19 protein-coding genes are annotated in these 20,914 nt (G+C 67.7%); 13 read left to right on the top strand and 6 right to left on the bottom strand.

The window, feature by feature from the left end; genetic code table 11:
- Positions 1-77: 77 nt before the first annotated feature.
- Both B841_RS08540 and B841_RS08535 read right to left on the bottom strand, forming a co-directional pair.
- Positions 78-1,331 carry an amidohydrolase gene (locus B841_RS08540; RefSeq protein ID WP_020935091.1) on the bottom strand — a complete coding sequence of 418 codons (1,254 nt, stop codon included), beginning with the start codon at positions 1,329-1,331 and terminating at the stop codon, positions 78-80.
- A gap of 52 nt (positions 1,332-1,383) precedes the next feature.
- Positions 1,384-2,712 carry a DUF4921 family protein gene (locus B841_RS08535; RefSeq protein ID WP_020935090.1) on the bottom strand — a complete coding sequence of 443 codons (1,329 nt, stop codon included), beginning with the start codon at positions 2,710-2,712 and terminating at the stop codon, positions 1,384-1,386.
- 36 nt (positions 2,713-2,748) lie between these two features.
- Here B841_RS08535 and B841_RS08530 point away from each other — a divergent pair, with 36 nt between their 5' ends.
- A complete protein-coding gene (locus tag B841_RS08530; RefSeq protein ID WP_020935089.1) occupies positions 2,749-3,150 on the top strand; it encodes a hypothetical protein in 402 nt (133 codons plus the stop codon).
- Here B841_RS08530 and B841_RS08525 read toward each other — a convergent pair.
- Positions 3,120-4,175, bottom strand: a complete 1,056-nt coding sequence (locus tag B841_RS08525; RefSeq protein ID WP_020935088.1) for a glycerate kinase — start codon at positions 4,173-4,175, stop codon at positions 3,120-3,122. The two genes, B841_RS08530 and B841_RS08525, sit on opposite strands and share 31 nt — an antisense overlap.
- A 350-nt stretch (positions 4,176-4,525) precedes the next feature.
- Between B841_RS08525 and gdhA the strand changes: the two genes are divergently transcribed.
- Positions 4,526-5,872 carry an NADP-specific glutamate dehydrogenase gene (gene gdhA, locus B841_RS08520; protein ID WP_020935087.1) on the top strand — a complete coding sequence of 449 codons (1,347 nt, stop codon included), beginning with the start codon at positions 4,526-4,528 and terminating at the stop codon, positions 5,870-5,872.
- Between the two features lie 102 nt (positions 5,873-5,974).
- Here the strand turns inward: gdhA and B841_RS08515 are convergent, their stop codons facing one another.
- The 3 genes from B841_RS08515 to B841_RS08505 all read right to left on the bottom strand — a co-directional run bounded on the left by B841_RS08515 (position 5,975) and on the right by B841_RS08505 (position 7,956).
- Positions 5,975-6,385, bottom strand: coding sequence for an ATP-binding protein (locus tag B841_RS08515; RefSeq protein ID WP_020935086.1), 411 nt, complete (start codon positions 6,383-6,385; stop codon positions 5,975-5,977).
- On the bottom strand, positions 6,378-6,707 hold the full coding sequence (locus B841_RS08510) for an STAS domain-containing protein (protein WP_020935085.1): 330 nt from the start codon (positions 6,705-6,707) through the stop codon (positions 6,378-6,380). The genes B841_RS08515 and B841_RS08510 overlap by 8 nt, the downstream gene beginning before the upstream one ends.
- A gap of 97 nt (positions 6,708-6,804) precedes the next feature.
- Positions 6,805-7,956 (bottom strand): PP2C family protein-serine/threonine phosphatase, encoded by a 1,152-nt coding sequence (locus tag B841_RS08505; protein ID WP_052337744.1) that lies wholly within the window; start codon positions 7,954-7,956, stop codon positions 6,805-6,807.
- Positions 7,957-8,279: 323 nt separating this feature from the next.
- Here B841_RS08505 and B841_RS08500 point away from each other — a divergent pair, with 323 nt between their 5' ends.
- The 11 genes from B841_RS08500 to B841_RS08450 all read left to right on the top strand — a co-directional run bounded on the left by B841_RS08500 (position 8,280) and on the right by B841_RS08450 (position 20,819).
- A complete protein-coding gene (locus B841_RS08500) occupies positions 8,280-9,041 on the top strand; it encodes a DivIVA domain-containing protein (protein WP_020935083.1) in 762 nt (253 codons plus the stop codon).
- 47 nt (positions 9,042-9,088) lie between these two features.
- Positions 9,089-9,628: a YceD family protein gene (locus tag B841_RS08495; protein ID WP_020935082.1), complete on the top strand. Its 540-nt coding sequence runs from the start codon at positions 9,089-9,091 to the stop codon at positions 9,626-9,628.
- The gene (gene rnc, locus B841_RS08490) at positions 9,625-10,389 is read left to right on the top strand and encodes a ribonuclease III (RefSeq protein ID WP_020935081.1); all 765 of its coding nucleotides are present in this window, start codon (positions 9,625-9,627) and stop codon (positions 10,387-10,389) included. The genes B841_RS08495 and rnc overlap by 4 nt, the downstream gene beginning before the upstream one ends.
- Positions 10,382-11,218, top strand: coding sequence for a bifunctional DNA-formamidopyrimidine glycosylase/DNA-(apurinic or apyrimidinic site) lyase (gene mutM, locus B841_RS08485; protein ID WP_020935080.1), 837 nt, complete (start codon positions 10,382-10,384; stop codon positions 11,216-11,218). Before rnc ends, mutM begins: the two co-directional genes overlap by 8 nt.
- 90 nt (positions 11,219-11,308) lie before the next feature.
- A complete protein-coding gene (locus B841_RS08480; protein WP_020935079.1) occupies positions 11,309-12,772 on the top strand; it encodes an alanine/glycine:cation symporter family protein in 1,464 nt (487 codons plus the stop codon).
- A 43-nt stretch (positions 12,773-12,815) separates the two neighbouring features.
- Positions 12,816-13,004, top strand: a complete 189-nt coding sequence (locus B841_RS08475; RefSeq protein ID WP_020935078.1) for a hypothetical protein — start codon at positions 12,816-12,818, stop codon at positions 13,002-13,004.
- A gap of 12 nt (positions 13,005-13,016) precedes the next feature.
- The gene (locus B841_RS08470) at positions 13,017-13,301 is read left to right on the top strand and encodes an acylphosphatase (RefSeq protein ID WP_041631840.1); all 285 of its coding nucleotides are present in this window, start codon (positions 13,017-13,019) and stop codon (positions 13,299-13,301) included.
- Between the two features lie 21 nt (positions 13,302-13,322).
- Entirely contained in the window at positions 13,323-16,790 is a 3,468-nt protein-coding gene (gene smc / locus B841_RS08465) for a chromosome segregation protein SMC (RefSeq protein WP_020935076.1), read from the top strand.
- A 51-nt stretch (positions 16,791-16,841) separates the two neighbouring features.
- Complete coding sequence (gene ftsY / locus B841_RS08460; RefSeq protein WP_020935075.1) at positions 16,842-18,776, top strand: signal recognition particle-docking protein FtsY; 1,935 nt, start codon at positions 16,842-16,844, stop codon at positions 18,774-18,776.
- Positions 18,777-18,989: 213 nt separating this feature from the next.
- Positions 18,990-20,474 (top strand): ammonium transporter, encoded by a 1,485-nt coding sequence (locus B841_RS08455; protein ID WP_020935074.1) that lies wholly within the window; start codon positions 18,990-18,992, stop codon positions 20,472-20,474.
- Positions 20,475-20,480: 6 nt separating this feature from the next.
- Entirely contained in the window at positions 20,481-20,819 is a 339-nt protein-coding gene (locus B841_RS08450; protein ID WP_020935073.1) for a P-II family nitrogen regulator, read from the top strand.
- The last annotated feature ends 95 nt before the right edge of the window (positions 20,820-20,914 follow it).

Raw genomic sequence — 20,914 nt, 5'->3', positions numbered from 1 at the left:
GCGCCTTCAACACACCCGTCCAGCTTATACGCCAGCCCCGCGGTTTTCCGGGCGAGTCACCCCTGCCACGGGCCCCGTCACTTCGCGAGGTAACTCAACACCGCCGCCGCCCCGGCCTGCGTCGTCGCCGTCACCGTCGGCTCATAGTCCGGCAGAAACGTCGACATGTGGTTGACGGGCACATCCGTGTCCAACCGGTTGTTTTTCACGGCCGCATCCCACTGCTCCCGCGGGGTGCAGCCCACCGTCCAAAACAGGTACGGCACGCCGAAGGCCCGCGGGATGAACGCGAAGTCCTCGGAGACCGAGGTGCGCTGGGCGTCGACGGAGTCGGCGCCGAAGACCGCGTCGAAGGTGGGGCGCACCTGCCCGAAGACCTCCAGGTCATTGTTGATCCGCTCGCCGCGGGCGAAGAACTCGAACGTCGGCTCCCCCGGGGCGTCGGAGGCCACACACTCGGCGGTGACGATGCGCTGGATGGAAGTCAGGACCCGCCTACGGGTGGCGGTGGAGAAATACCGGCAGTTGAGCACCAGCTCCGCCGACGGCGGAATGATGTTGTTGGTGGCCCCGGAACGCAACGTGCCCACGGACACCACCGCGAAATCATCGGGGTCGACCTCACGGCCCACCAACCCCTGCAGCCGCACCACGACCATCGCCGCGATGAACGTCGGATCCACCGCCTTATGCGGCATCGAACCGTGCGCGCTGACCCCGGGGATGGTGATCCGGATGGAGTCCGTGGCGGCGAACTGCGGACCGGACATCGTCTGCACCTCCCCGGCGCGACCGGGCATGACGTGCTGGCCGAAGCAGACGTCGGGCCGCGGAACGCGGTGGACCAGGCCGTCGGAGACCATGGCATTGGCGCCGGCGCCGTTTTCCTCCGAGGGCTGGAACAAGGCGATGAACGTGCCGTGCCAGGCGTCGCGGCGGGCGTCGAGAAGCGCGCAGACGCCCATGAGCGCGGTGACGTGCATGTCGTGGCCGCAGGCGTGCATGACGCCGGTCATCGTGCCGTCCGGGCCGGGGCGCAACCGGGTGGAGGCGAAGGGCACGCCGGTGGTTTCCTTGACGGGCAGCCCGTCGAAGTCGGCGCGGAAGAGCACGGAGGGGCCTTCGCCGTTGCGGAAGACGGCGACGAGCCCGAAGCCGCCGATGGGGGAGATGACTTCGCAGTCGAACTTCTCCAATTCCTCGGCGATGGTCGCGGAGGTTTCGGCTTCGTGGCCGGACAGCTCCGGGTGTTCGTGGAGGTGTTCATACAGCGGACGCTGGAAGGACAGGTCCACACCGGAGGTGTGCAGCAGATGGGCGATGGTACTCATGCGCTGGGGCGAGACTCTTTTCTGGGTCGGGGACGTGGTGTTTCGACTATAGCTAGCGCAGATAGGGGTTATAGCGCAGCATGTTGCGGCCGGTGGCGCATTCCATGGCGATGCGGATGCCCTCGTCGATGCGGCGGGCGTCGCGGAGCGCATAGAGTTGCGGGACCACGCGGTCGCGGATGTCGGTGGGGGAGAGGGTGTTGACGTAGATTTTCGTGCCGCCCTCGAAACCGGCGAGGGTGGACACGCGCCATTTGATGTTGATCCGCCACGGCATGGGCATGTCCAGGTCGATGGGTTTATGGTGCCATTCCTCGTTGCAGGGCACGTCCGCGCCGGCGGCGGCGTGGGCGGCATGCACCATGTCGCTCATCGCGCGGATCTCTTCCTGGGTCTGCAGCCAGGGCTCCGGGGTGGGGGATTTGGAGTAGATCTCCAAGGTGGGGAAGCGGTGCCCGACGCCGGCGACCATGACGGCGTGGTCGTTTTCGGCGATGGTGAGGTTGTGATAACCGGCGTAATCCACGGCCCACTCGTTGTACATGTTCGGGTTCCGCCGCAGCCGCTCGATCTCCAGGGCGGACTGGACGCCGCGTTCGTCGATGGCCACCAGTTGTTTGTGCAGGTGATCGAAGGAGGCGCCCGCCGGGGCCAGCCAGTTCTGAAATGCCGCGACATAGGGGACGTAGCGGTTGCGGGCATAAAGGTCGGCGATGGATTCCACGGTCAGCAGGATCAGGCCGAAGTGTTCCTCGGTGGTCAAGGAACCGGAGGAGGCCAGTTGAGAGGTGTCCGTGGCGCCGTCGGCGAAGTGCCGACGAGCCACGATGACGTCGTGCCCGCCCGCGAAGTAGGATTTTTCCAGCTCGTGCCACCCGGCGGGATCGACGGTCTCCGGGGCACGGCCGTTGGCTTTCAGCCGGGTCCGGATGATGGCGTCCACGTGCTGTTTACCCGCCGGGTCCGCCAGGTAGCGCTCCATCCGGCGGTGGACGTCCTCGTTCATCAAAAACCCGTAGTTGTCCACCCAATAGCTGTAGGGCACGATCTCAAACAGGTTGGGCACCCGCCGAAACTCCGCCACGGAATCGCCGTACTGGCCGGGCAGCAGGTCGGTCAGCGTACGCCACCGCCCCTCGTGCCGGATGATGCGGGACTTTTCCGGCGGGGTGTCCAGCGGCCGGCCGGAGCAGAACGCGCACGTGTGCGTCGTCGCGCCGGGCCCCAGCGGGGCGGGGTTCGGAATCGGGACGGACAGCGGTCGTTGGCCCCGCCCGGGCACCGTCCAGACTTGCGTGCCGGAAAACGGGTTCACCTGTTTGATGGTCCCGTCCGTCATGGTCGTCATCGGGTGGAAATGGTCGGGTGAGGGGACGGTCATGCCTCAACAATATTGAAGATTGCCTAATGTGGTGTCATGCCGACAATTCAATTCGACGTTCTCGTTCCGCCCGCCGACGCGACGACGGTGCGTGACACCTTCCAGAACGCCCTCGACATTCTCGCCGACAAAGACAAGATCACCTCCGGCGCCGTCACCATGCAGGAAGCCCCGGACGTCGACGACGCCGTCGTGCAGCAGCTGCACGCCAACCACCGCAACGACCACGACGGCGCGGAGCTGGCGGACGCCACGGTGCACCGCTACCAGATCGTCGTGGACGGGGTCGTGAGCTCCTACAACCAGCTGGCGATGGGGCTGTCGCGCGTGCTGACCCCGGCGGCGACCCTGCCGAACGACCCGCTCGCGGAAATCTCGCGCGAGGCCGACTTCGAGATGCCCGCGACCTACCCCTGGACCGTCGAGATCGTCAGGTAGTCGGCCGCCAGCTGCGCCCCGGCCGTGCGCAGCGCCTCTTCCCGCTGCCCCGGCGTGAGCTCCGCCAGGTCGGCGAGGTCCGCGGCCACGGCCCGCGTGCCGGGGACGTCAGGCTTGTCGACGCCCACCAGCCCCACGACCGCCTCGCCCGCGGCGGTGAGGATCTGCCCGGCGACGGACTGCGCGGCCGGCCCGCCGGTGATGACGAAATCATGGGCCGCGACGTGGGCCGGTAGATCCAGCGCCTGGGCGACGACCTCCACCCCCGGCACGACGTGGACGTGGTCGGCGCTGCCGTGCAGCAGGGCGGACAGCCAGTGCAGCGCGACGGGGATCGCGCCGCCGGCGCCGTAGCCCGGGGTCTCCGGGTCCACCCCGGTGATCTCGCACAGCTGGGCCAGGCCCGGGTGCGAGACGTCCACGCCGGCCATGTCGTCGGCCAACAGCACCCATTCCAGGGCGCCGGCGGCGACGTTGAGCTTTGCGGTGTCGAAATCCGCCAGCGACTCCAACGCGGCGGCCCCTTTACCCAGGGTGAAGCCGGCGGCGTTGAGGGGGTTGACGGCCAGGGCCACGAGGATGCCGGTGCCGCCGTCGACGGTGACGACGTCGCCGAGGCTCAGCACGACGCGGCGGGCGCCGCGGGTGGCGGCGTCGGCGACGAGCACACCCACCCCGTAGGTGTCGCCCTTGTCTCCGACGCCGGCCGGGGCGCCGACCACGGAGGCGGCGTCGATGTAGGCGGTCGCGGTGGCTTGGTCGAAGGTGTAGGCGGCTTCCGTCAGCTGTCCGGCGGCGTCGGTGGTGGGCAGAGTCACGCGTTGCCCGGCGAAGAGCTCGCTCGTCCCGGCCCCGCCATTGGGCAGGGGAGCCAGGGTGACGTCGGCGTCACGGATGACGGAGCGCACCCCTTCGCCGAGGAACTGGGCGGCGTCCTCCGCGGAGACGCCGGGGCAGTCGCTCGGCGCGACGAGCACGCGGGTGGATCCGGAGGCGGGTGCGGGGGCGGAGGAAAATTGGGACATGGCGTTCATCCTTCACGTTTGGAGCGGTGCGCGGGAGGGGTGGTGCGGGGTAAATCCGCGCGATCGTGACAATTATCGCAATGGGTTCCTCCGGCTTTACGCTCACCCCAAGGAAATTGCAGGTTAGTGGCAAGTACCGTGGGGAACACATAGCCGTGTCGGAGCAGCCAAACCGGCGGGCGCGTGAAACTATCTGTGAGTGCGGGTTGCACAGCGGAAATCGACGGTGAAAACTGGCTCCCGTCGGAGATTCTGAGACGAACCCCCAGCGCACCGGCGCCGAGGCAGAATTTCATGAGACGAGTTGGACGCCCCTCGCAGTCGCGGCGGGCAATGAGAAAGGACCCATGATGACGCAGGTCGACGAGCAAGTAACCGAGTATTACAACAAGCTGCTTCAGCGCAACGCCGGTGAGCCCGAATTTCACCAAGCCGTCCGAGAGGTTCTCGACTCGCTGAAGATCGTGCTCGAGAAGGATCCCCACTACGCCGACTACGGCCTGATCCAGCGTCTGTGCGAGCCGGAGCGCCAGGTGATCTTCCGCGTCCCGTGGGTCTCCGACAACAACAACGTCCACGTCTCCCGGGGCTTTCGCGTCCAGTTCAACTCCGCCCTCGGCCCCTACAAGGGCGGCCTGCGTTTCCACCCGTCCGTCAACCTCGGCATCATCAAGTTCCTCGGTTTCGAGCAGATCTTCAAGAACTCCCTGACCGGCCTGCCCATCGGCGGCGGCAAGGGCGGTTCCGACTTCAACCCCAAGGGTCGCTCCGAAGGCGAGATCATGCGCTTTTGCCAGTCGTTCATGACGGAGCTGCACCGCCACATCGGCGAGCAGACCGACGTCCCGGCCGGCGACATCGGCGTGGGCAAGCGCGAAATCGGTTTCCTCTTCGGCCAGTACCGCCGCCTGACCAACCGCCACGAGTCCGGAGTGCTCACCGGCAAGGGCCTGAGCTGGGGTGGCTCGCTGGTGCGCACCGAGGCCACCGGCTACGGCTGCGTCTACCTGACCAAGGAGATGATGAAGGAGCACGGCGAGTCCCTCGACGGCGCCGAGGTCATCGTCTCCGGCTCCGGCAACGTCGCCGTCTACGCCATCGAGAAGGCCCAGGAACTCGGCGCCACCGTGGTCGGTTTCTCCGACTCCTCCGGCTGGGTGCACACCCCCAACGGCGTCGACGTCGAGCTGCTGCGCGACATCAAGGAAAACCGTCGCGAGCGCGTTTCCGCCTACGTCGAAGAAACCACCGGCGACACCTTCCACTCCGACAGCTCCATCTGGTCGCTGGCCGCCGACGTCGCGCTGCCGTGCGCCACCCAGAATGAGCTGACCGGCGAGCACGCCCGGACGCTGGTGGACAACGGCGTGAAGTACGTCGCCGAGGGCGCCAACATGCCGTCCACCCCGGAGGCCATCGAGGTCTTCCGTGAGAAGGGCGTGTGCTTCGCTCCGGGCAAGGCCGCCAACGCCGGCGGCGTGGCCACCTCCGCGCTCGAGATGCAGCAGAACGCCACCCGCGATTCCTGGAGCTTCGACTACACCGACGAGCGCCTGCACCAGATCATGTCCAACATCTTCCGTGTCACGGCCGACACCGCCGCCGAATACGACCACGAAGGCAACTACGTGATCGGCGCGAACATCGCCGGCTTCCGCAAGGTCGCCGACGCCATGCTCGCCCAGGGCGTCATCTAAGCCACCGCCACCGCAATCGCCCCTCGTCGTTGATCGGCGGGGGCGTCGTCTGGGGCGGTGGGCGGTGGATTCTGGGGCCGGCGGGCCGACTGACCCGGGGGATCAGTGGGGGTGCAGCGTCCGCCACAGCGTCCAGGTGTTGCCCTCCGGGCCGGATTCGTGGCGCAACCCGTCCAGGACCGCGTGCGCCAGCGCCAACCCGCGACCCGATTCGGCGTCTGGGCCGGGCAGGCGCACGTCGTCGACGTCGACGGCGGCGGGTGGGGCCGTGTCGCGGATGACGGCGCGTAATTCCTGCGGGCTCGCGTCCAACTCGACGCGCACAGACGCCTCGCCCTCGTTGTGCATCACGATGTTCGTCGTGATCTCACTGACCGCCAGCATAAACAGGGTGCGATCCTGCTCAAAGCCGCTCTGCAACTCTGTGCCCAGGCTCTGGACGGCGTCCAGCACCCGGTCGACGAAGGCCAGTTCTGCGGGGCCGTCGACCACCTGGTCGGGACTGTCACTCATCGAAGGCCTCCTCCGCCGTCGCGTGGCTGCGCAGCACACGATCAAGGTTAGTCAGCTTGAGCACCGTCTGCACGCTTTCGGGCACGGCCGCGATCCGTAAGTCTCCGCCTTTGATCCGGGCGTTCTTCAGCCCGCCGATGAGCGCACCGAGTCCGGAGGAATCCACGAATTCAGTCTGCCCGAGGTCGACGACGATGCGGTGGGTTCCGGCGGCGATCAAGTCGTTGACCGCTGCCCGCAGGCGGGGCGCTCCGGCGGCGGTCAACCGGCCGGCAATGGACACGATGGCGGTGGTGTCGCGGATGTCGGTGGTCAGGTTCATCGGGGCCTTTCAGGTGTGGTTGGTCTTGTCGTTTGACAATGCTGCGACCGGTGCGCGGCAGGCACCGCCAGAATGCCGCTCGCGAGAAAGCGCGCGGTCACCGGTCTCTCCTGACGACGACGACGGTGATGTCGTCCGTGGCGCGTTCGTCGTATGCGAGGTCTTGCACTAGGGCGACGGCCCGTTCCGGGCCGAATTTGCGGATGGTGCGCTCCACGTGCCCGAACGGGTCGGCGGGGTCGAGGACGTCGAGAAGCCCGTCGCTGCAGCAGACGAAGTGGTCCCCGGGTTCCAGCGTGGCGGTCACGGCCGCGCAGGCTTCGGCGTCGCCCGCATCCATGCCCAGCGGCAGGCCCCGGGACCGGAGCGGTTGCCACGATCCGTCGCGGCAGATGATGAAGGCGAGGCCGTGACCGGCGTCGATGAGCTCCATCTTCCCGGTGGCGAGTTCGATGTCGGCGTGCACGGCGGTGACGAACATGTCGAGGTCGCGAAAGTCCTCGATCAGGAGGCGGTCGACCTCCGCCATCGCCTGCCCCACCGGACGGGAAGGTTCCGTGCGTAACGACGCCCGCACCCCGGCGGCGACCAGCGCCGGCCCAATGCCGGAGCCCATGACGTCGGCGAGGGTCACCCGCACGGCGCCGGGCAGCGTCGTCACGTCGTAGAAATCCCCGGCCAGACCCAAATGGGCGGTGGAGTCGGCGGCGATCGTGTAACCCGGGACGGGCGGCCAGGCGGGAGGGACGGTCAGGCGCCGGGCGGCGTCGATTTCTTCGATCTGCTGGTCGCGGCCGAGCTCAATCTCGATCCAATGGGCCATGTCGCGCAACAGTTCGCGCTGACGTTCGCTGAAGGTGCGCGGTTCGGTGTCGATCAGACACAACGCCCCGACCGGTTGTCCGTCCGGCGAGTGCACCGGGTGGCCGGCGTAGAAACGCAGTCCCGGCTCGTTCACGACGGCGGGGTGATCGGCGAGTTCGGCGGATGTGGTCGTGTCCTCGACCACGAAGGCGGCGTTACGCTCCACGGTGTGCTGACAAAACGACACCTCCCGCGGCACCTCCGTGGCGGGCAGTCCGACGCGGGACTTGGACCACTGTCGATCGCGGTCGATGAGATTGACGGCCACCATCGGGACGCCGAATATTTCTTTCGCCAGACGGGTGACACGGTCGACCCGTTCATCGGGAAGGGTGTCCAGGACGTTCATCGCATCCAGTGCGGCCTGTCGTCTTTGCTCACCCATGTGCGTCATTCCCTTCACCACGCGTGCTCGATATGTCGCGACGTGCGTCCTCCAGCCTAATTGGTGGCAGGGTCAGCTGTTTCACAGGTCGGCGGGAGCAACCGAAACGCCCGCTTCCCGATGACTGGGACCAGCGCCGCCGACGGCGAGCCACACGTCGGGTCGGGAGTCGGGAGCCAGCGAAATGCGCACGACCCCGTGTGCCCCACGTTAATAATCTCACTGTGCTGCACCTGTGCGCTGGCCGGGAGGGAGAGGGACGTCGTTGACACGCCGCCCGGTTTCCCGGTCGTGGCGGCGATGCGGAAGGTACGCTTGTCCGCATGTACCGCGTTTTTGAGTCACTCGACGAACTAGTCCAGACCGTGGAGCAGGCCTACGGCGTGCCCATGACCTCCAACTGCATGGTTCCGCGCAACGAGATGCTCGCCCTGCTCGATGATCTCCGCAACGCGCTGCCCATCGACCTGGACAACGCGCAGGACGTCCTGGACCAGCAGGACGAGATCATCGCCGCCGCCGAGGAGCGCGCCCGCGTCACCGTCGAGGACGCCGACCGACAGGCACAAGACATCGTCACCGACGCCCACAACGAGGCTGAGGCGATCGTGGGCAACGCGCAGACCCACGCCACCAACGCCGTCGCGCAGGCCGAGGACCAGGCCGACCGCACCCTCGCGAACGCACAGGCCGAAGCGGACCGATTGGTCTCCGAAGGCAACGCCTCCTACGAACGCAGCGTCAACGAGGGCGTCGCAGAACAGGCCCGATTGGTCGACGAGTCCGAGGTCGTGCGCCGCGCCGACGAAGAGGCCCACCGCATCGTCGACTCCGCCCACGCCGAATCCGACCGGTTGCGCAACGAGGCGGACACCTTCGTCGACGGCAAGCTCGGCGAGTTCGAAGAATCCCTGACCGGTATTTTGCGCACCGTCACCTCTGATCGGGCGGCGCTGCGCCGCGGCGCCGGCGTCGGCCAGCCGACCGGAACGACCGGGGTGACCGGGGCGGGCTATCAACCCCGCGAACGCGTGGAGCGCCGCCCCCGCACCCGTCGCCCGCGCACTGAGAACTACGAGGACTAGCACGGTATACGCATTCCCTGAGGCGGACGGGTAAGCTCAGAACCGTTATGAAATCACCGTTCGTTTTCAACGTTTCCGAACTGCTCCACCAAGGTGCCGCCGGCATGCCCGAGCACCGCACCCAGGTCGGCCCCTCGCCCTCTCGCATCGGCAACGAAATGATCGCCGTCGAGGAAGGGGCGGAGGTCACCCTCGCAGCTGACCTGACCATGCTCGGCTCCGGCATCCTCGTCGACGCCGACGTCACCGCCCAGCTCAGCGGACAGTGCGTGCGCTGCCTCCGCGACCTGAACCGAGATTTGAACCTGCACGTCAGCCAGGTGTTTTCCCTCGAGGACGACTTCGTCGGCGGCGATGAGGCCGAAGACGAGGAAGAAGACGTCCCGCAGGTCAACGAGGCCAACGAGATCGACCTCGAGCAGACCGTCATCGACGAAGCCGTGCTCAGCCTGCCGTTCAACCCCACCTGCGAAGGTGGCTGCGACAACCAGGCCACTGGCGTGCCCGCCCCGGACGGGGTTTCCGGCGAACAGCCCGAGGAGGAAAGGGTGGATCCGCGGTGGGCGGGTCTGGAAAAGTTCCTGTGAGCCGTTCCAAAAAGAAGAAGCTGACCGGGCCGGAAGCGCTCGCCGCGGCCTACGCCGCCGTCGACCACGCCCCGCTGTTGGCCCGACTCGGCGTCGCCCTCAGCGACGATTATCTGCGCCTGGCGCTGACGCACCGCTCCTTCGCCAACGAAAACGGCACCCTGCCGAACAACGAACGCCTGGAGTTCCTCGGCGACGCGGTCCTGGGGTTGTCCGTGGCCAGCCAGCTCTACGCGCAATACCCGTCGCGTCCGGAGTCGGACATCTCGAAGATGCGCGCCTCCATCGTCTCCCGGTACGGGCTCGCCGACGTCGCCCGCGACATCGGCCTGGGCGCTCACATTCTGCTGGGCAAAGGCGAGCTCGCCACTGACGGCCGTGACAAAGGATCCATCCTCGCCGACACCACGGAGGCGCTCTTCGGCGCCATTTACTTGGAGCACGGCTTCGAGGCCGCCCGTGACGTCATCTTGCGGCTGTTCAAAGAAAAGATCGACACCGCCTCCTCCCAGGGACGCCACATCGACTGGAAGACTGCCCTGCAGGAGCGGCTCGCCGAACTCAAGGCGCCCATGCCCGTGTATTCCGCCACCACCGAAGGCCCGGAGCACGACCTGATTTTCACGGCCCAGGCCACCGTCGGGGACCGGACGCTGGGGCAGGGCGTCGGCGGCAGCAAAAAACTCGCCGAGCAGGAAGCCGCCCGCGTCGCCTTCCTGTGGCTGCGTGAGCACCCGGAACAGGTGGCCGGCAGTGCCTGAGCTGCCTGAAGTCGAGGTCGTCCGCAGCGGCCTGGAAGCACACATTCTCCACGCCCGCTTCGACGACGTGGAAGTGCTGCACCCGCGCGCCAACCGGGGTCAGGACACCCCGCTGGAACACCTGTTGTCCGGAGCGACGGTCCGCGCGCTGCGCCGCCGCGGAAAGTACCTCTGGCTGGAGCTGGACCAGGAGCACGCCTTGTTCGTGCACCTGGGAATGAGCGGGCAGATGCTCGTCGGTGCGCCGGGGGCGTGCACGTCGCGGCATCTGCGCATCCGTGCGGAGCTGACGGATCCGGCGGGGGAGCCGGTGGAGTTGGCGTTCGTGGATCAACGCACTTTCGGCCGGTGGCTGTATACGCCGATGGTGGAGGGCGTGCCACAGCCGGTACGGCACATCGCCAAGGACCCGCTGGAGGGCGACTTCGACGCCGTGGCCGTCGCCCGGCGGATGCGTCGGTCGTCGTCGCCGGTGAAGACGGTGTTGCTCAATCAGGAGATCGTCTCCGGGATCGGCAACATTTACGCGGATGAATCCTTGTGGTTGGCCGGGATCAAACCCACGCGCAAGGCGTCGAGTCTGCGACAGCGTGACGCGGTGGCGCTGTTGGCGGCGGCCGAGGAGGTCATGCGCAAAGCCTTGGCGGCGGGCGGAACCAGCTTCGACGCACTGTACGTCAACGTCAACGGCGCCTCGGGGTATTTCTCGCGCTCGCTGAATGTCTACGGCCAGGAAGGCGAACCGTGCCCTCGCTGTGGCGGCCCGATTCACCGGGTGTCCTTCCAAAACCGGTCGACGCATTATTGCCCGGCCTGCCAGACGGGGTAGCGCCTGGTGCGCGGCCTCTGGCGGGGGTGCCCGGGGGTTAAGTGACCAGCGACGTTGGCTGGTGGTGCGGGAGGGGCGTATCTTTTCTTCATGGAAGCGATCGAGTCATTTCTCGCGGACACCGTCAACGGTTATCTCTGGTCCGTGATCCCGTTTTTGCTCATCGGGGCGGGCGTCTACTTTGGAATCCGCACCATTGTGGTGCAGATCCGCTACGTTCCCGACATGTTCCGCGCGGTCGCCGAACCCACCGCAGGTGCGGGCAACATTTCCGCGTTCAAGGCCTTCACCATCTCCGCGGCCTCGCGCGTGGGCACCGGCAACGTGGCCGGCGTCGCCCTGGCGATCAGCATCGGCGGCCCCGGCGCCGTCTTCTGGATGTGGATGATCGCCCTGCTCGGCGGGGCGACCGCCTTCATCGAGTCCACCCTCGCGCAGTTGTGGAAAACGCCGGAGGGCGACGCCTACCGCGGCGGCCCGGCCTATTACATGACCCGTGGCCTGGGGTGGAAGTGGCTGGCGGTCATCTTCGCCGTGGCCATCTCGATCACTTACGGGCTGGTGTACAACGCCATCCAGACCAACTCCATCGTCGAGGCGCTGGGCACGTCTCTGCAGCAGGACTCCCTGGGCTTTCGCGCGCTGGTCGGCGCGGTCATCGCGCTGCTGACCGCCGGGATCATCTTCGGCGGACTACAGCGCATCGCCAGCGTCACCCAGATCATCGTGCCGTTCATGGCCGGCGCCTACATCATCGTCGGCGTGCTGGTCGTGGCGCTGAACTTCTCCGAGGTGCCGGGGATGATCGCGGACATCGTCACCCACGCGCTCGGCATCCAGGAGATCGCGGGCGCCACGGTCGGCGCGGCCTTCATGCACGGCATGCGCCGCGGCCTGTTCTCCAACGAGGCGGGCGAAGGCTCCGCCCCGAACGCCGCGGCCACCGCCACTGTGTCGCATCCGGTCAAGCAGGGGCTGGTGCAGACCCTCGGCGTGTACTTCGACACCTTGCTGGTCTGCTCGATCACGGCGTTCATCATCCTGTTGGGTCCGCAGCCGGAGTACGGCGTCGAGGTCGCCGGGGCGTCGTTCACGCAGGAGGCCCTCGCCGCCTCCGTCGGTGGCTGGGGCGTCCACTTCGTCACCTTCATCCTCTTCTTCCTGGCCTTCAGCTCGATCATCGGCAACTACTACCTCGCCCAGGCCAACATCCAGTACCTCACCGGCTCGACGGCGTGGATGACCGTCTACCGCCTGCTCGTCGTCGCGTTCGTCTTCGTCGGCGCGATCGGTTCGTTGGCGCTGGTGTGGAACCTCGGCGACACGTTCGCGGGCACGATGGTGGTGATCAACTTGGTCGCCGTCGTCCCGCTCGGGGGAGTGGCGATCAAGCTGCTGAAGAACTACGCGGCGCAGAAGAAACTCGGCCTGGATCCCGTCTTCCACCGCGACATGCTGCCGGAGCTGCCCAACGTCGAATGTTGGGACGGCACGGATCCGGCCACCCGTCACGCCCCTGAACGGCTGGCCGCGCTGCGGGAGCGTCGCGGTTAAGCTGTCGGCACGACATCTGTAGACCCGGTGAGGGGGTGGCTCGATGACAATCGTCGTTTCCGTCGTCGCGTTCATCGCGGCCGGGGTGGCGCTGCTGTTGATCCTTGATGCGGTGGACACGCTGGTGGGGAAGGCGGTCCGTCGGTGCCGCCCGGCCCGTTCCCGGCAGCATTATCCGGGCGGGCCGTATCTGGCTGCGGACTCGGGTGCCGCTGACCCGATGTTCCACTAAAGTCGGGGAGCCATGACAGATACTCGCATGACCGCGTTCGTTCACGGCCACGTCCAGGGCGTGGGGTTTCGGTGGTGGGTCCGCTCCCAGGCGTTGGAATTGGAGTTGGCCGGGCACGCCAGCAACCTGCGTGACGGTCGCGTCGAGGTCGTCGCCGAAGGGCCCGAATCCCAGGTGCGCCGACTGTTGACGCTGCTGGAGGAGGAACCTTCCACGACCGCCCGGCCCGGGCGCGTGGACACCGTCGTGACGCAGTGGGCGCAGCCGAAGGGAGAGACCGGCTTCGGGCGCCGGTGAGGGGGTCGATATGCTGTTCGGGTGTATCTGAAAGCCCTGACCCTCAAAGGATTCAAGTCTTTCGCGTCGGCGACGAGCCTGAAGTTCGAGCCCGGAATCTGCGCGATCGTCGGACCGAACGGATCCGGAAAGTCGAATATCGTCGACGCCCTGCGTTGGGTGATGGGCGATCAGGGCGCCAAGAACCTGCGCGGCGGAAAGATGCAGGACGTCATCTTCGCCGGCGGCGGGGAACGTAAGCCGCTGGGGCGCGCCGAGGTCACCTTGACCATCGACAACCGGGATCAGCAGCTGCCCATCGACTACACCGAAGTGTCTGTCACGCGGCGGATGTTCCGTGACGGCGCCAGCGAGTACGAGATCAACGGGGCCAAGGCCCGGCTGATGGACATCCAGGAGCTGCTCAGCGACTCGGGCATCGGGCGCGAAATGCACATCATCGTCGGCCAGAACAAGCTCGGTGAGATCCTCGACTCGAAGCCGGAGGAGCGGCGCTCGTTCATCGAGGAGGCGGCCGGGGTACTCAAGCACCGACGGCGCAAGGAAAAGGCGCAGCGCAAGCTGCAGGGCATGCAAGCCAACCTGGATCGCCTCCGCGACCTGACCGATGAGTTGGGCAAGCAGCTCAAGCCCCTGGCCCGGCAGGCAGAGGCCGCGACGCGGGCGGCCACCGTGCAGGCCGACCTGCGCGACGCCCGGCTGCAGCTGGCCGGCGACCGGGTCGTCCGGTTGCGCCGCCAGCTTGACGACGTCGCCCATAACGCCACCGTGCTGGCGGAGCGGGTCGCCGAGGTCACCGCGGAGCTGGAGGAATCCACCGCCGTCCAGGTGGAGCTGGAGGGCCGGTTGGAGGAGCTCAGCCCACGGGTGGAGGCCGCCCAGCAGCTGTGGTTCCGCTTGTCGACGTTGGCCGAACGCGTTTCCGCGACGTCTCGCATCGCCGCGGAACGCGCCGGCAGCGTCGGCGACGCCGTGGCCTACAGCGGGCCCGACCCGGACGAGCTGGAACGCCGCGCCACACTGGCCGACGAAGACCACGAGGAGTTGCTCGCCGCGGCCGAGGAGGCGGCGGAACAGCTGGAGGTGCTACGCGAGGAGGTCGCCGACCGGCAAGAGGCGCACGACGAGGCGGAAGCGGAGCACCGGGCGCAGGTGCGGGCCATCGCGGATCGCCGCGAAGGTGTGGTGCGGCTGTTGGCCCGGGAGGAGTCCCTAGCAGAGCAGATCGTCGCCGTGGAGGAGCAGATTGCGCGGCAGGGGGAGACGCTCGCGGACACGTTGGAGCGCACCCGCCTGGCGCAGGCCCAGGCGCAGGAGGTGGCCGAGAAACTCACCGAGCTGCAGGGAGGCCGAGCACCGTTGGAGGGGGCGCAGGCGCAGGCCGGCGTCGAATCCCAGGCCGCGGAGGCGCGTCTGGAACAGCTCCAGGAGGAGCAGCGCCAGCGCGAGCGCACCGTCTACTCGTTGTCGTCGCGCATTGAGACGCTGACGGAGTCCGCGCCCAAGGTCGACGCCGCCGAGCTGCTGGACGGGGCATGGGCGCCGTTGGCGGAGTCCGTGCGTGCCGACGCCGGGTTGGAACGGGCGCTGGCCGCGGCGCTGGGGGCGCACGCCTCCGCGCTGAGCGGCGTGCTGAGCGGCGAGGACGTCGCGGCGCTCGCCGACGCTTCCCGCACCGTCCTAGTGGACAACACCACCCAGGGGCAAGGGTGGAGACTGGACACGGGTCTGCCGGCGGGTACAGGATGGTTGCTCGATCACGTGCGCGTCGACGACGCGGTCGTAGGGCCCGTCACCCGTCTGCTCGCCGACGTCGTGCTCACGGGCGACCTCACCCAGGCCCGAGAGGTGGTGGCTGAGGATCCCCGCCTGCGGGCGGTCACTCGCGACGGAACGCTGGTGGGCGAGGGGTGGGTGGCCGCCGGTTCCGGCGTGTCCACGGCCGTGGAGGTCACCGCCCAGATCTCCGCCGCCCACACGAAGCTGACCGCCGCCCGCGCAGAGCGGGAGGACTTGGCCGGCACTGTGGCCGGGGCCAAACAAGCCGCGGAAGACGCCCGGATCAATGCCGCCGCCACCACCGCGGCCCTGCGCGAGCACGACGCTGAGGTGGACGCCTGGCAGCGTGAACACGGTCGACTGGTCAAGCAGCACGAGGTCAACGAGGCCGAATACGCCCGCGCGGTGGAGCGCTCCGCCGGCGCCGACGAGCACGTGGCGCAGTTGCGCGGCGAACTCGCCGACGTGCGGGACCGCATGGCCCGCGTCGGGGACTCGGACGCCCCGCAAGAGGCGTCCACCGCAGAGCGCGATCAGACTGCAGCGGCGCTGAGCCAGGTAAAGGCCATGGAGATGGAGGCGAACCTCGCCGCCCGCAGCGCCGCGGACCGAGCCGCGCAATCCGCCGGCAAGGGGGACGGGCTGCGCCGTCAGGCCGCGCACGAGCGGGAGGCGAAGAACCGCCATGAGCACGCGATGCAACGTCGGCGGCTGGCCGGAGAGCTGGCGGCGGCCGTCGAAAAGCACGCCCGCGACATCGCCGCGCGCGTCGCCGACGCCCTGGAGCGCGCCACCGCCGAACATGACCGTCTCAACGACCAGAAGGCACAGGTCACCGCAGCGTTGGGGCAGGCGAAAAACACGGTCTCCGCCGCCCGTCAGCGGGCGGGGAGGTTGACGGACACCGCGCACGCCTCCGAGATCGCGAAATCGCAGGCGCAGGTGCGCATCGACGAGGCGGAGGCGAAGATCGTCGAACAGCTCGGCGTCCCCATCGCGGATCTGCTGGCCGACTATTCCCCGGATGAGGGCTTTGACCGGGCGGAGCAGGAGGCGCGCCTGAAGCAGGCGGAAAAAGACCTGCGCTCCCTGGGCAAGGTCAACCCGCTCGCGCTGGAAGAGTATCGGGCGCTGGAGGAGCGCCATGAATTCCTGTCGACGCAGCTGGACGACGTGGTCCAGGCACGCGCGGACCTGTCGGACGTGATCGAGAACGTCGACGCCCAGATTTTGCACCTGTTCACCGAGGCGTGGCGGGACGTGGAGAGGGAATTCCCCGCCGTCTTCGACACCCTCTTCCCGGGCGGCGAGGGACGGTTGATCCTCACGGAGCCGGAGGACCTGCTGGCCACCGGCATCGAGGTCGAAGCCCGCCCGCCAGGCAAGAAAGTCAAGCGTCTGTCCTTGCTTTCCGGCGGTGAGAAGTCTCTCACGGCGCTGGCGTTTCTCGTCGCGATCTTCCGCGCTCGGCCCAGCCCGTTCTATGTCATGGACGAGGTGGAGGCCGCCTTGGACGACGTCAACCTGCGCCGGCTCATCGCCTTGTTCGACGAGATGCGTAAGGACTCGCAGCTGATCGTGATCACGCACCAGAAGCCGACCATGGACATCGCCAACGTGCTCTACGGCGTGACGATGCGCGGCGACGGCGTGACCCGGGTGCTCAGTCAGCGGTTGAATCAGGCGGGACAAGCCCCGGATTCCGCATAAACCTGCATGTTCAGCGTGATTTTCGTAGACGATGGTGGCACTGTTGGGAGCATGGACGCAACCCTTATCTGGACTATCGTCGCGATCATCGTCGTCGTTCTCATTGTGGTGGGAATCGTCGTCATCGTCGCCGGCAACAAGCGCAAAGAGTCAAAGACCGTCAGCTTCGAGAAGAAGGAAGAACCGAAACAGCTGACGCAAGAGGAAAAGTCGGGCAATTACCAAGCCCAGGGCGGCTTCAATTTCGCGGCCGCCGCACCGGCGGAACCGGTGGAGAAGGCCCCGCCGGCCGCTCCCACCGAGCCGAAGATGGCCCAACCGCCGCACCCTGAGCCGTCGGCCCCCGAATCCGCCGCGCCGGCGGAGCCGGTGGAACCGAAGGCCTCGGAGCAGCCGAAGATGGCGCAGCCCCCGGCCGAGGAGAAGCCGACGGAGCAGGCGCAGCCTGAGCGGCCGGCCACGCCGTCGACGCCGGGCGGTTCCACTCGGGCGGAGCCCGTGCCGGCCGCCACCGAGCCGGAGATGCAGAAGCCGGCGGTCGGCAAGGATCAGCCGAAGCCTAAGGCCACCGAAAAGCCTGCCGAAACCGCCGCCGACAAGACGGATTCGGAGCAGGAGAAGCTGTCTGCGGCCGGCGCCGCAGCCGCCGCGGGCGCCAGTGGGGTGGCAGGTGCCGCAGCAACAGCCGCCACCACCGGCCCCGACGCCGAAGATGATTCCGAGGAACGAGACGTCACCGTCTCCGAGGACACGGCCGACGTCGCCGAAGAGGTCTCATCCGACACAGGCACGGACACGAGCTCTGCCCCGGAGAAGGTCTCCACGGAGGGGGCGGTGGCGGAGGAGCCGGTCGTGGAGGAAGCGGTCACCGAAGAGCCGGAGATCGTCGAGGAGACCGTCAGTGAGGCGCCGGTCGCCGAAGAGCCGGAGATCGTCGAGGAAGCCGAAGAGGCCGCCGGCATCGCCGCAGTGACGGCTGACGTGGCGGAAAGCGCGCGTGCACAGACCCCGGTTCCCACCGAGCCGGAGCAGTCCCCGGAACCGGCCGAACCGATCGACGAAATCGACCCCGTCTCCGGCCGCATCGGCCGACTCCGCGGACGCCTCTCCCGCTCCCAGAACGCCATCGGGCAGGGCTTGTTGGGCATCCTGACCGCCGGTGACCTCGACGAAGACGCCTGGGAGGAGATCGAGGACACGCTGATCATGGCGGACCTGGGCGCCACGTTGACCATGAAGGTCACCGACTCCCTGCGCGACAAGATCGCGGAACGCGGCGTGGCCTCGGAGGACGAGGCCCGCGCGATGCTGCGGGAAACCCTCATCGAGGCCGGTCGCCCGGAGATGGACCGCTCCATCAGGGCCCTGCCTTTCGAGGGCAAACCCGCCGTCATCCTCGTCGTCGGCGTCAACGGCACCGGCAAAACCACCACGACCGGCAAGCTCGCCCGCGTGCTGGTGTCCATGGGCTCGACGGTGGTGCTCGGCGCGGCGGACACCTTCCGCGCCGCGGCGGCGGACCAGCTGGAGACCTGGGGCCGCCGCGTCGGCGCGACCACGGTGCGTGGCGCCGAAGGGGCGGACCCGGCGTCCGTCGCCTTCGACGCGGTGGCCAAGGGCGTGGAGCAGCAGGCCGACGTCGTGCTCGTCGACACCGCAGGCCGCCTGCACACCGCCACGGGCCTGATGGACCAGCTGGGCAAGGTCAAGCGCGTCGTGGAGAAGAAGTCGAACGTGGACGAGGTGCTGCTGGTGCTCGACGCGACGGTCGGCCAGAACGGCCTGACTCAGGCGCGCGTGTTCGCTGAAGTGGTGGACATCACCGGCGTGGTGCTGACCAAGCTGGACGGCACCGCCAAGGGCGGCATCGTCTTCCAGGTGCAGGAGGAGCTCGGCGTACCGGTCAAGCTCGTCGGCCTGGGTGAGGGGTCGGACGACCTCGCCCCCTTCGAGATCGAGGGGTTCGTCGACGCCCTGCTGGGCTAAATTCGCGGTCCCTGATTTTTGGGCGCTCACCGGGGCATTGGCCATGGTGGGCGCCTTTCTCGTTCTCAAAAAGGTTTCCCCTATATGAGGGTGACCGCATGATTTAAAATGCCCGGCCGCCCTTTCCGGCGCTAACAAACCGGACGTACTGTTTGTTTGTTGGCATCGAAGCCGACAGGCAGAAAACCGAATGAGAATGAAGGAGGGTCGAAGATGAGCCCCGAAGAAACCATGATTGCCTCCGGCAACGCAGGCTGGATGTTGACGTCCGCCTCTCTAGTGCTCCTGATGACCCCCGCCCTCGCGATGTTCTACGGCGGCATGACCTCGCGCCGTGCCGCCCTCAACATGATGATGATGTCTTTCGGCGCCCTCGGCGTCGTCGCCTTGGTCTATATCCTGTGGGGCTGGTCGATGTCCTACGGCACCCAGTCCTGGGCCGGGATCGTCGCCAACCCGCTGGAGTTTTTCGGACTCCGCGACGCAGTCGTCGACGCCGACGGGAATTACCTCGTCGGCGAGTCCGGCTACGCCAACGTCATCGACGTCGCGTTCCAACTGACCTTCGCCGTGATCTCCACGGCCATCATCTCCGGCGCCCTCGCCGAGCGCGTGAAGTTCTCCACCTGGCTGGTCTTCTCCGGCCTGTGGGTGACCTTCGCCTACTTCCCGCTCGCCCACATGGTATGGGGCGGCGGCCTCCTCTCTCACAGTGAAAGCTCCCTCGCAGCCTGGATGTTCGGCGTCACTGACGGAGAGGCCACCATCGCTCCGATCGACTTCGCCGGCGGCACCGTGGTCCACATCTCCGCCGGCACCGCAGCCCTGGTCCTGGCCCTGGTCGTCGGAACGCGCCGCACCTTCCCGACGGGCATCAACCGCCCGCACAACCTCCCGCTGGTCATGCTCGGCGCCGCCCTCCTGTGGTTCGGCTGGTTCGGCTTCAACGGCGGCTCCGCTTTCGCCGCCGATGGGTTGGCGGGGATGGCCTGGCTGAACACGACCGTCGCCACCGCCGCCGCGATGCTCGGCTGGCTCCTGGTCGAGCGCCTGCGCTTCGGCGGCGGCACCTCCCTCGGCGCCGCTTCCGGCGTCGTGGCCGGGCTGGTCACCATCACCCCGGCCGCCGGCGACGTCCACCCGCTCGGCGCCCTGCTGCTCGGCCTGATCGGTGGCGGCCTCGCCTCCTGGGCCATCAGCCTGAAGTTTCGCTTCGGGTTCGATGACTCCCTCGACGTCGTCGGAGTCCACCTGGTCGCCGGCCTGTGGGGCACCGTCGGCCTGGCCTTCGTCTCCACCGACACCGGCGTCTTCACCGGCGGGGGAGCGGACGGCTGGCTTCTGCTGATCGTCCAGGCGGTCATCGCGATCGTCGCCATGGTCTTCTCCGGGGCCGTCACCCTGATCATCGCCCTGCTCCTCAAGGCTGTGATGGGCTGGCGCGTCGACAAGAGAACCGAGCTGGAAGGCATCGATCGTCTGCAGCACCGCGAAACCGGTTACGACATCGCCGGCGAAGGCTCCCGCGGCAGCCAGGTGATCAACCTGCGGGCCATCAAGCCTCAGCCCCATGAGCGGGACGCGACCCCGGAGCCCCGGGAATCCCGCGAGGACCAGCTCCCGCAGCACCCCCAGGCGCGACCCGCGCCGCACGCCCAGGAACCGGCGTCCGCCGGCCCCGCGACAGGACAGGAGTAAAGCGCGATGAAACTCGTGACAGCAGTGGTCAAGCCCTTCACCCTCGGTGAAATCCATTCCGCCCTCGACCGGCTCGGCGTCTCCGGCATGACCGCCACCGAGACCCTCGGCTACGGCCGGCAACGCGGCCACACCGAGGTCTACCGCGGAGCGGAGATCGCCACCGAGTTCGTCACCAAGATCAAGGTGGAGGTTCTGATCTCGGACGCCCAGCTCGACGAGGTGTGCGACGCCGTGATCGCCGCGGCCCACACCGGCGAGGTCGGCGATGGCAAGCTCTGGGTCACCGAGGTAGACCGCGTCGTGCGCGTGCGCACCGGTGAAACCAACGAGGTGGCCGTCTGACCGGGCGCTGACCTCCCCTGAAAACCCGCCGCTCCCTTAGTGGGGGGCGACGGGGTTTTCTTCGTGTCACGGGGGCACTGGGGTGATGTTATCGT

It is taken from the genome of Corynebacterium maris DSM 45190 (assembly GCF_000442645.1).
Classification (GTDB): Bacteria; Actinomycetota; Actinomycetes; order Mycobacteriales; family Mycobacteriaceae; genus Corynebacterium; species Corynebacterium maris.
This window is presented reverse-complemented; position numbering and strand designations above follow the sequence as displayed.

What these genes read in the sequence shown, in the direction of transcription:
- B841_RS08470 (WP_041631840.1), top strand. Translation starts at nt 13,017, where the DNA reads ATGACAGATACTCGCATGACCGCGTTCGTTCACGGCCACGTCCAGGGC.
- B841_RS08450 (WP_020935073.1), top strand. Translation starts at nt 20,481, where the DNA reads ATGAAACTCGTGACAGCAGTGGTCAAGCCCTTCACCCTCGGTGAAATC.
- B841_RS08495 (WP_020935082.1), top strand. Translation starts at nt 9,089, where the DNA reads ATGAAATCACCGTTCGTTTTCAACGTTTCCGAACTGCTCCACCAAGGT.
- B841_RS08510 (WP_020935085.1), bottom strand. Translation starts at nt 6,707, where the DNA reads ATGAACCTGACCACCGACATCCGCGACACCACCGCCATCGTGTCCATT.
- B841_RS08525 (WP_020935088.1), bottom strand. Translation starts at nt 4,175, where the DNA reads ATGTCCCAATTTTCCTCCGCCCCCGCACCCGCCTCCGGATCCACCCGC.
- B841_RS08535 (WP_020935090.1), bottom strand. Translation starts at nt 2,712, where the DNA reads ATGACCGTCCCCTCACCCGACCATTTCCACCCGATGACGACCATGACG.
- B841_RS08505 (WP_052337744.1), bottom strand. Translation starts at nt 7,956, where the DNA reads ATGGGTGAGCAAAGACGACAGGCCGCACTGGATGCGATGAACGTCCTG.
- B841_RS08475 (WP_020935078.1), top strand. Translation starts at nt 12,816, where the DNA reads ATGACAATCGTCGTTTCCGTCGTCGCGTTCATCGCGGCCGGGGTGGCG.
- B841_RS08500 (WP_020935083.1), top strand. Translation starts at nt 8,280, where the DNA reads ATGTACCGCGTTTTTGAGTCACTCGACGAACTAGTCCAGACCGTGGAG.
- B841_RS08480 (WP_020935079.1), top strand. Translation starts at nt 11,309, where the DNA reads ATGGAAGCGATCGAGTCATTTCTCGCGGACACCGTCAACGGTTATCTC.
- gdhA (WP_020935087.1), top strand. Translation starts at nt 4,526, where the DNA reads ATGACGCAGGTCGACGAGCAAGTAACCGAGTATTACAACAAGCTGCTT.
- B841_RS08455 (WP_020935074.1), top strand. Translation starts at nt 18,990, where the DNA reads ATGAGCCCCGAAGAAACCATGATTGCCTCCGGCAACGCAGGCTGGATG.
- ftsY (WP_020935075.1), top strand. Translation starts at nt 16,842, where the DNA reads ATGGACGCAACCCTTATCTGGACTATCGTCGCGATCATCGTCGTCGTT.
- B841_RS08540 (WP_020935091.1), bottom strand. Translation starts at nt 1,331, where the DNA reads ATGAGTACCATCGCCCATCTGCTGCACACCTCCGGTGTGGACCTGTCC.
- B841_RS08530 (WP_020935089.1), top strand. Translation starts at nt 2,749, where the DNA reads ATGCCGACAATTCAATTCGACGTTCTCGTTCCGCCCGCCGACGCGACG.
- B841_RS08515 (WP_020935086.1), bottom strand. Translation starts at nt 6,385, where the DNA reads ATGAGTGACAGTCCCGACCAGGTGGTCGACGGCCCCGCAGAACTGGCC.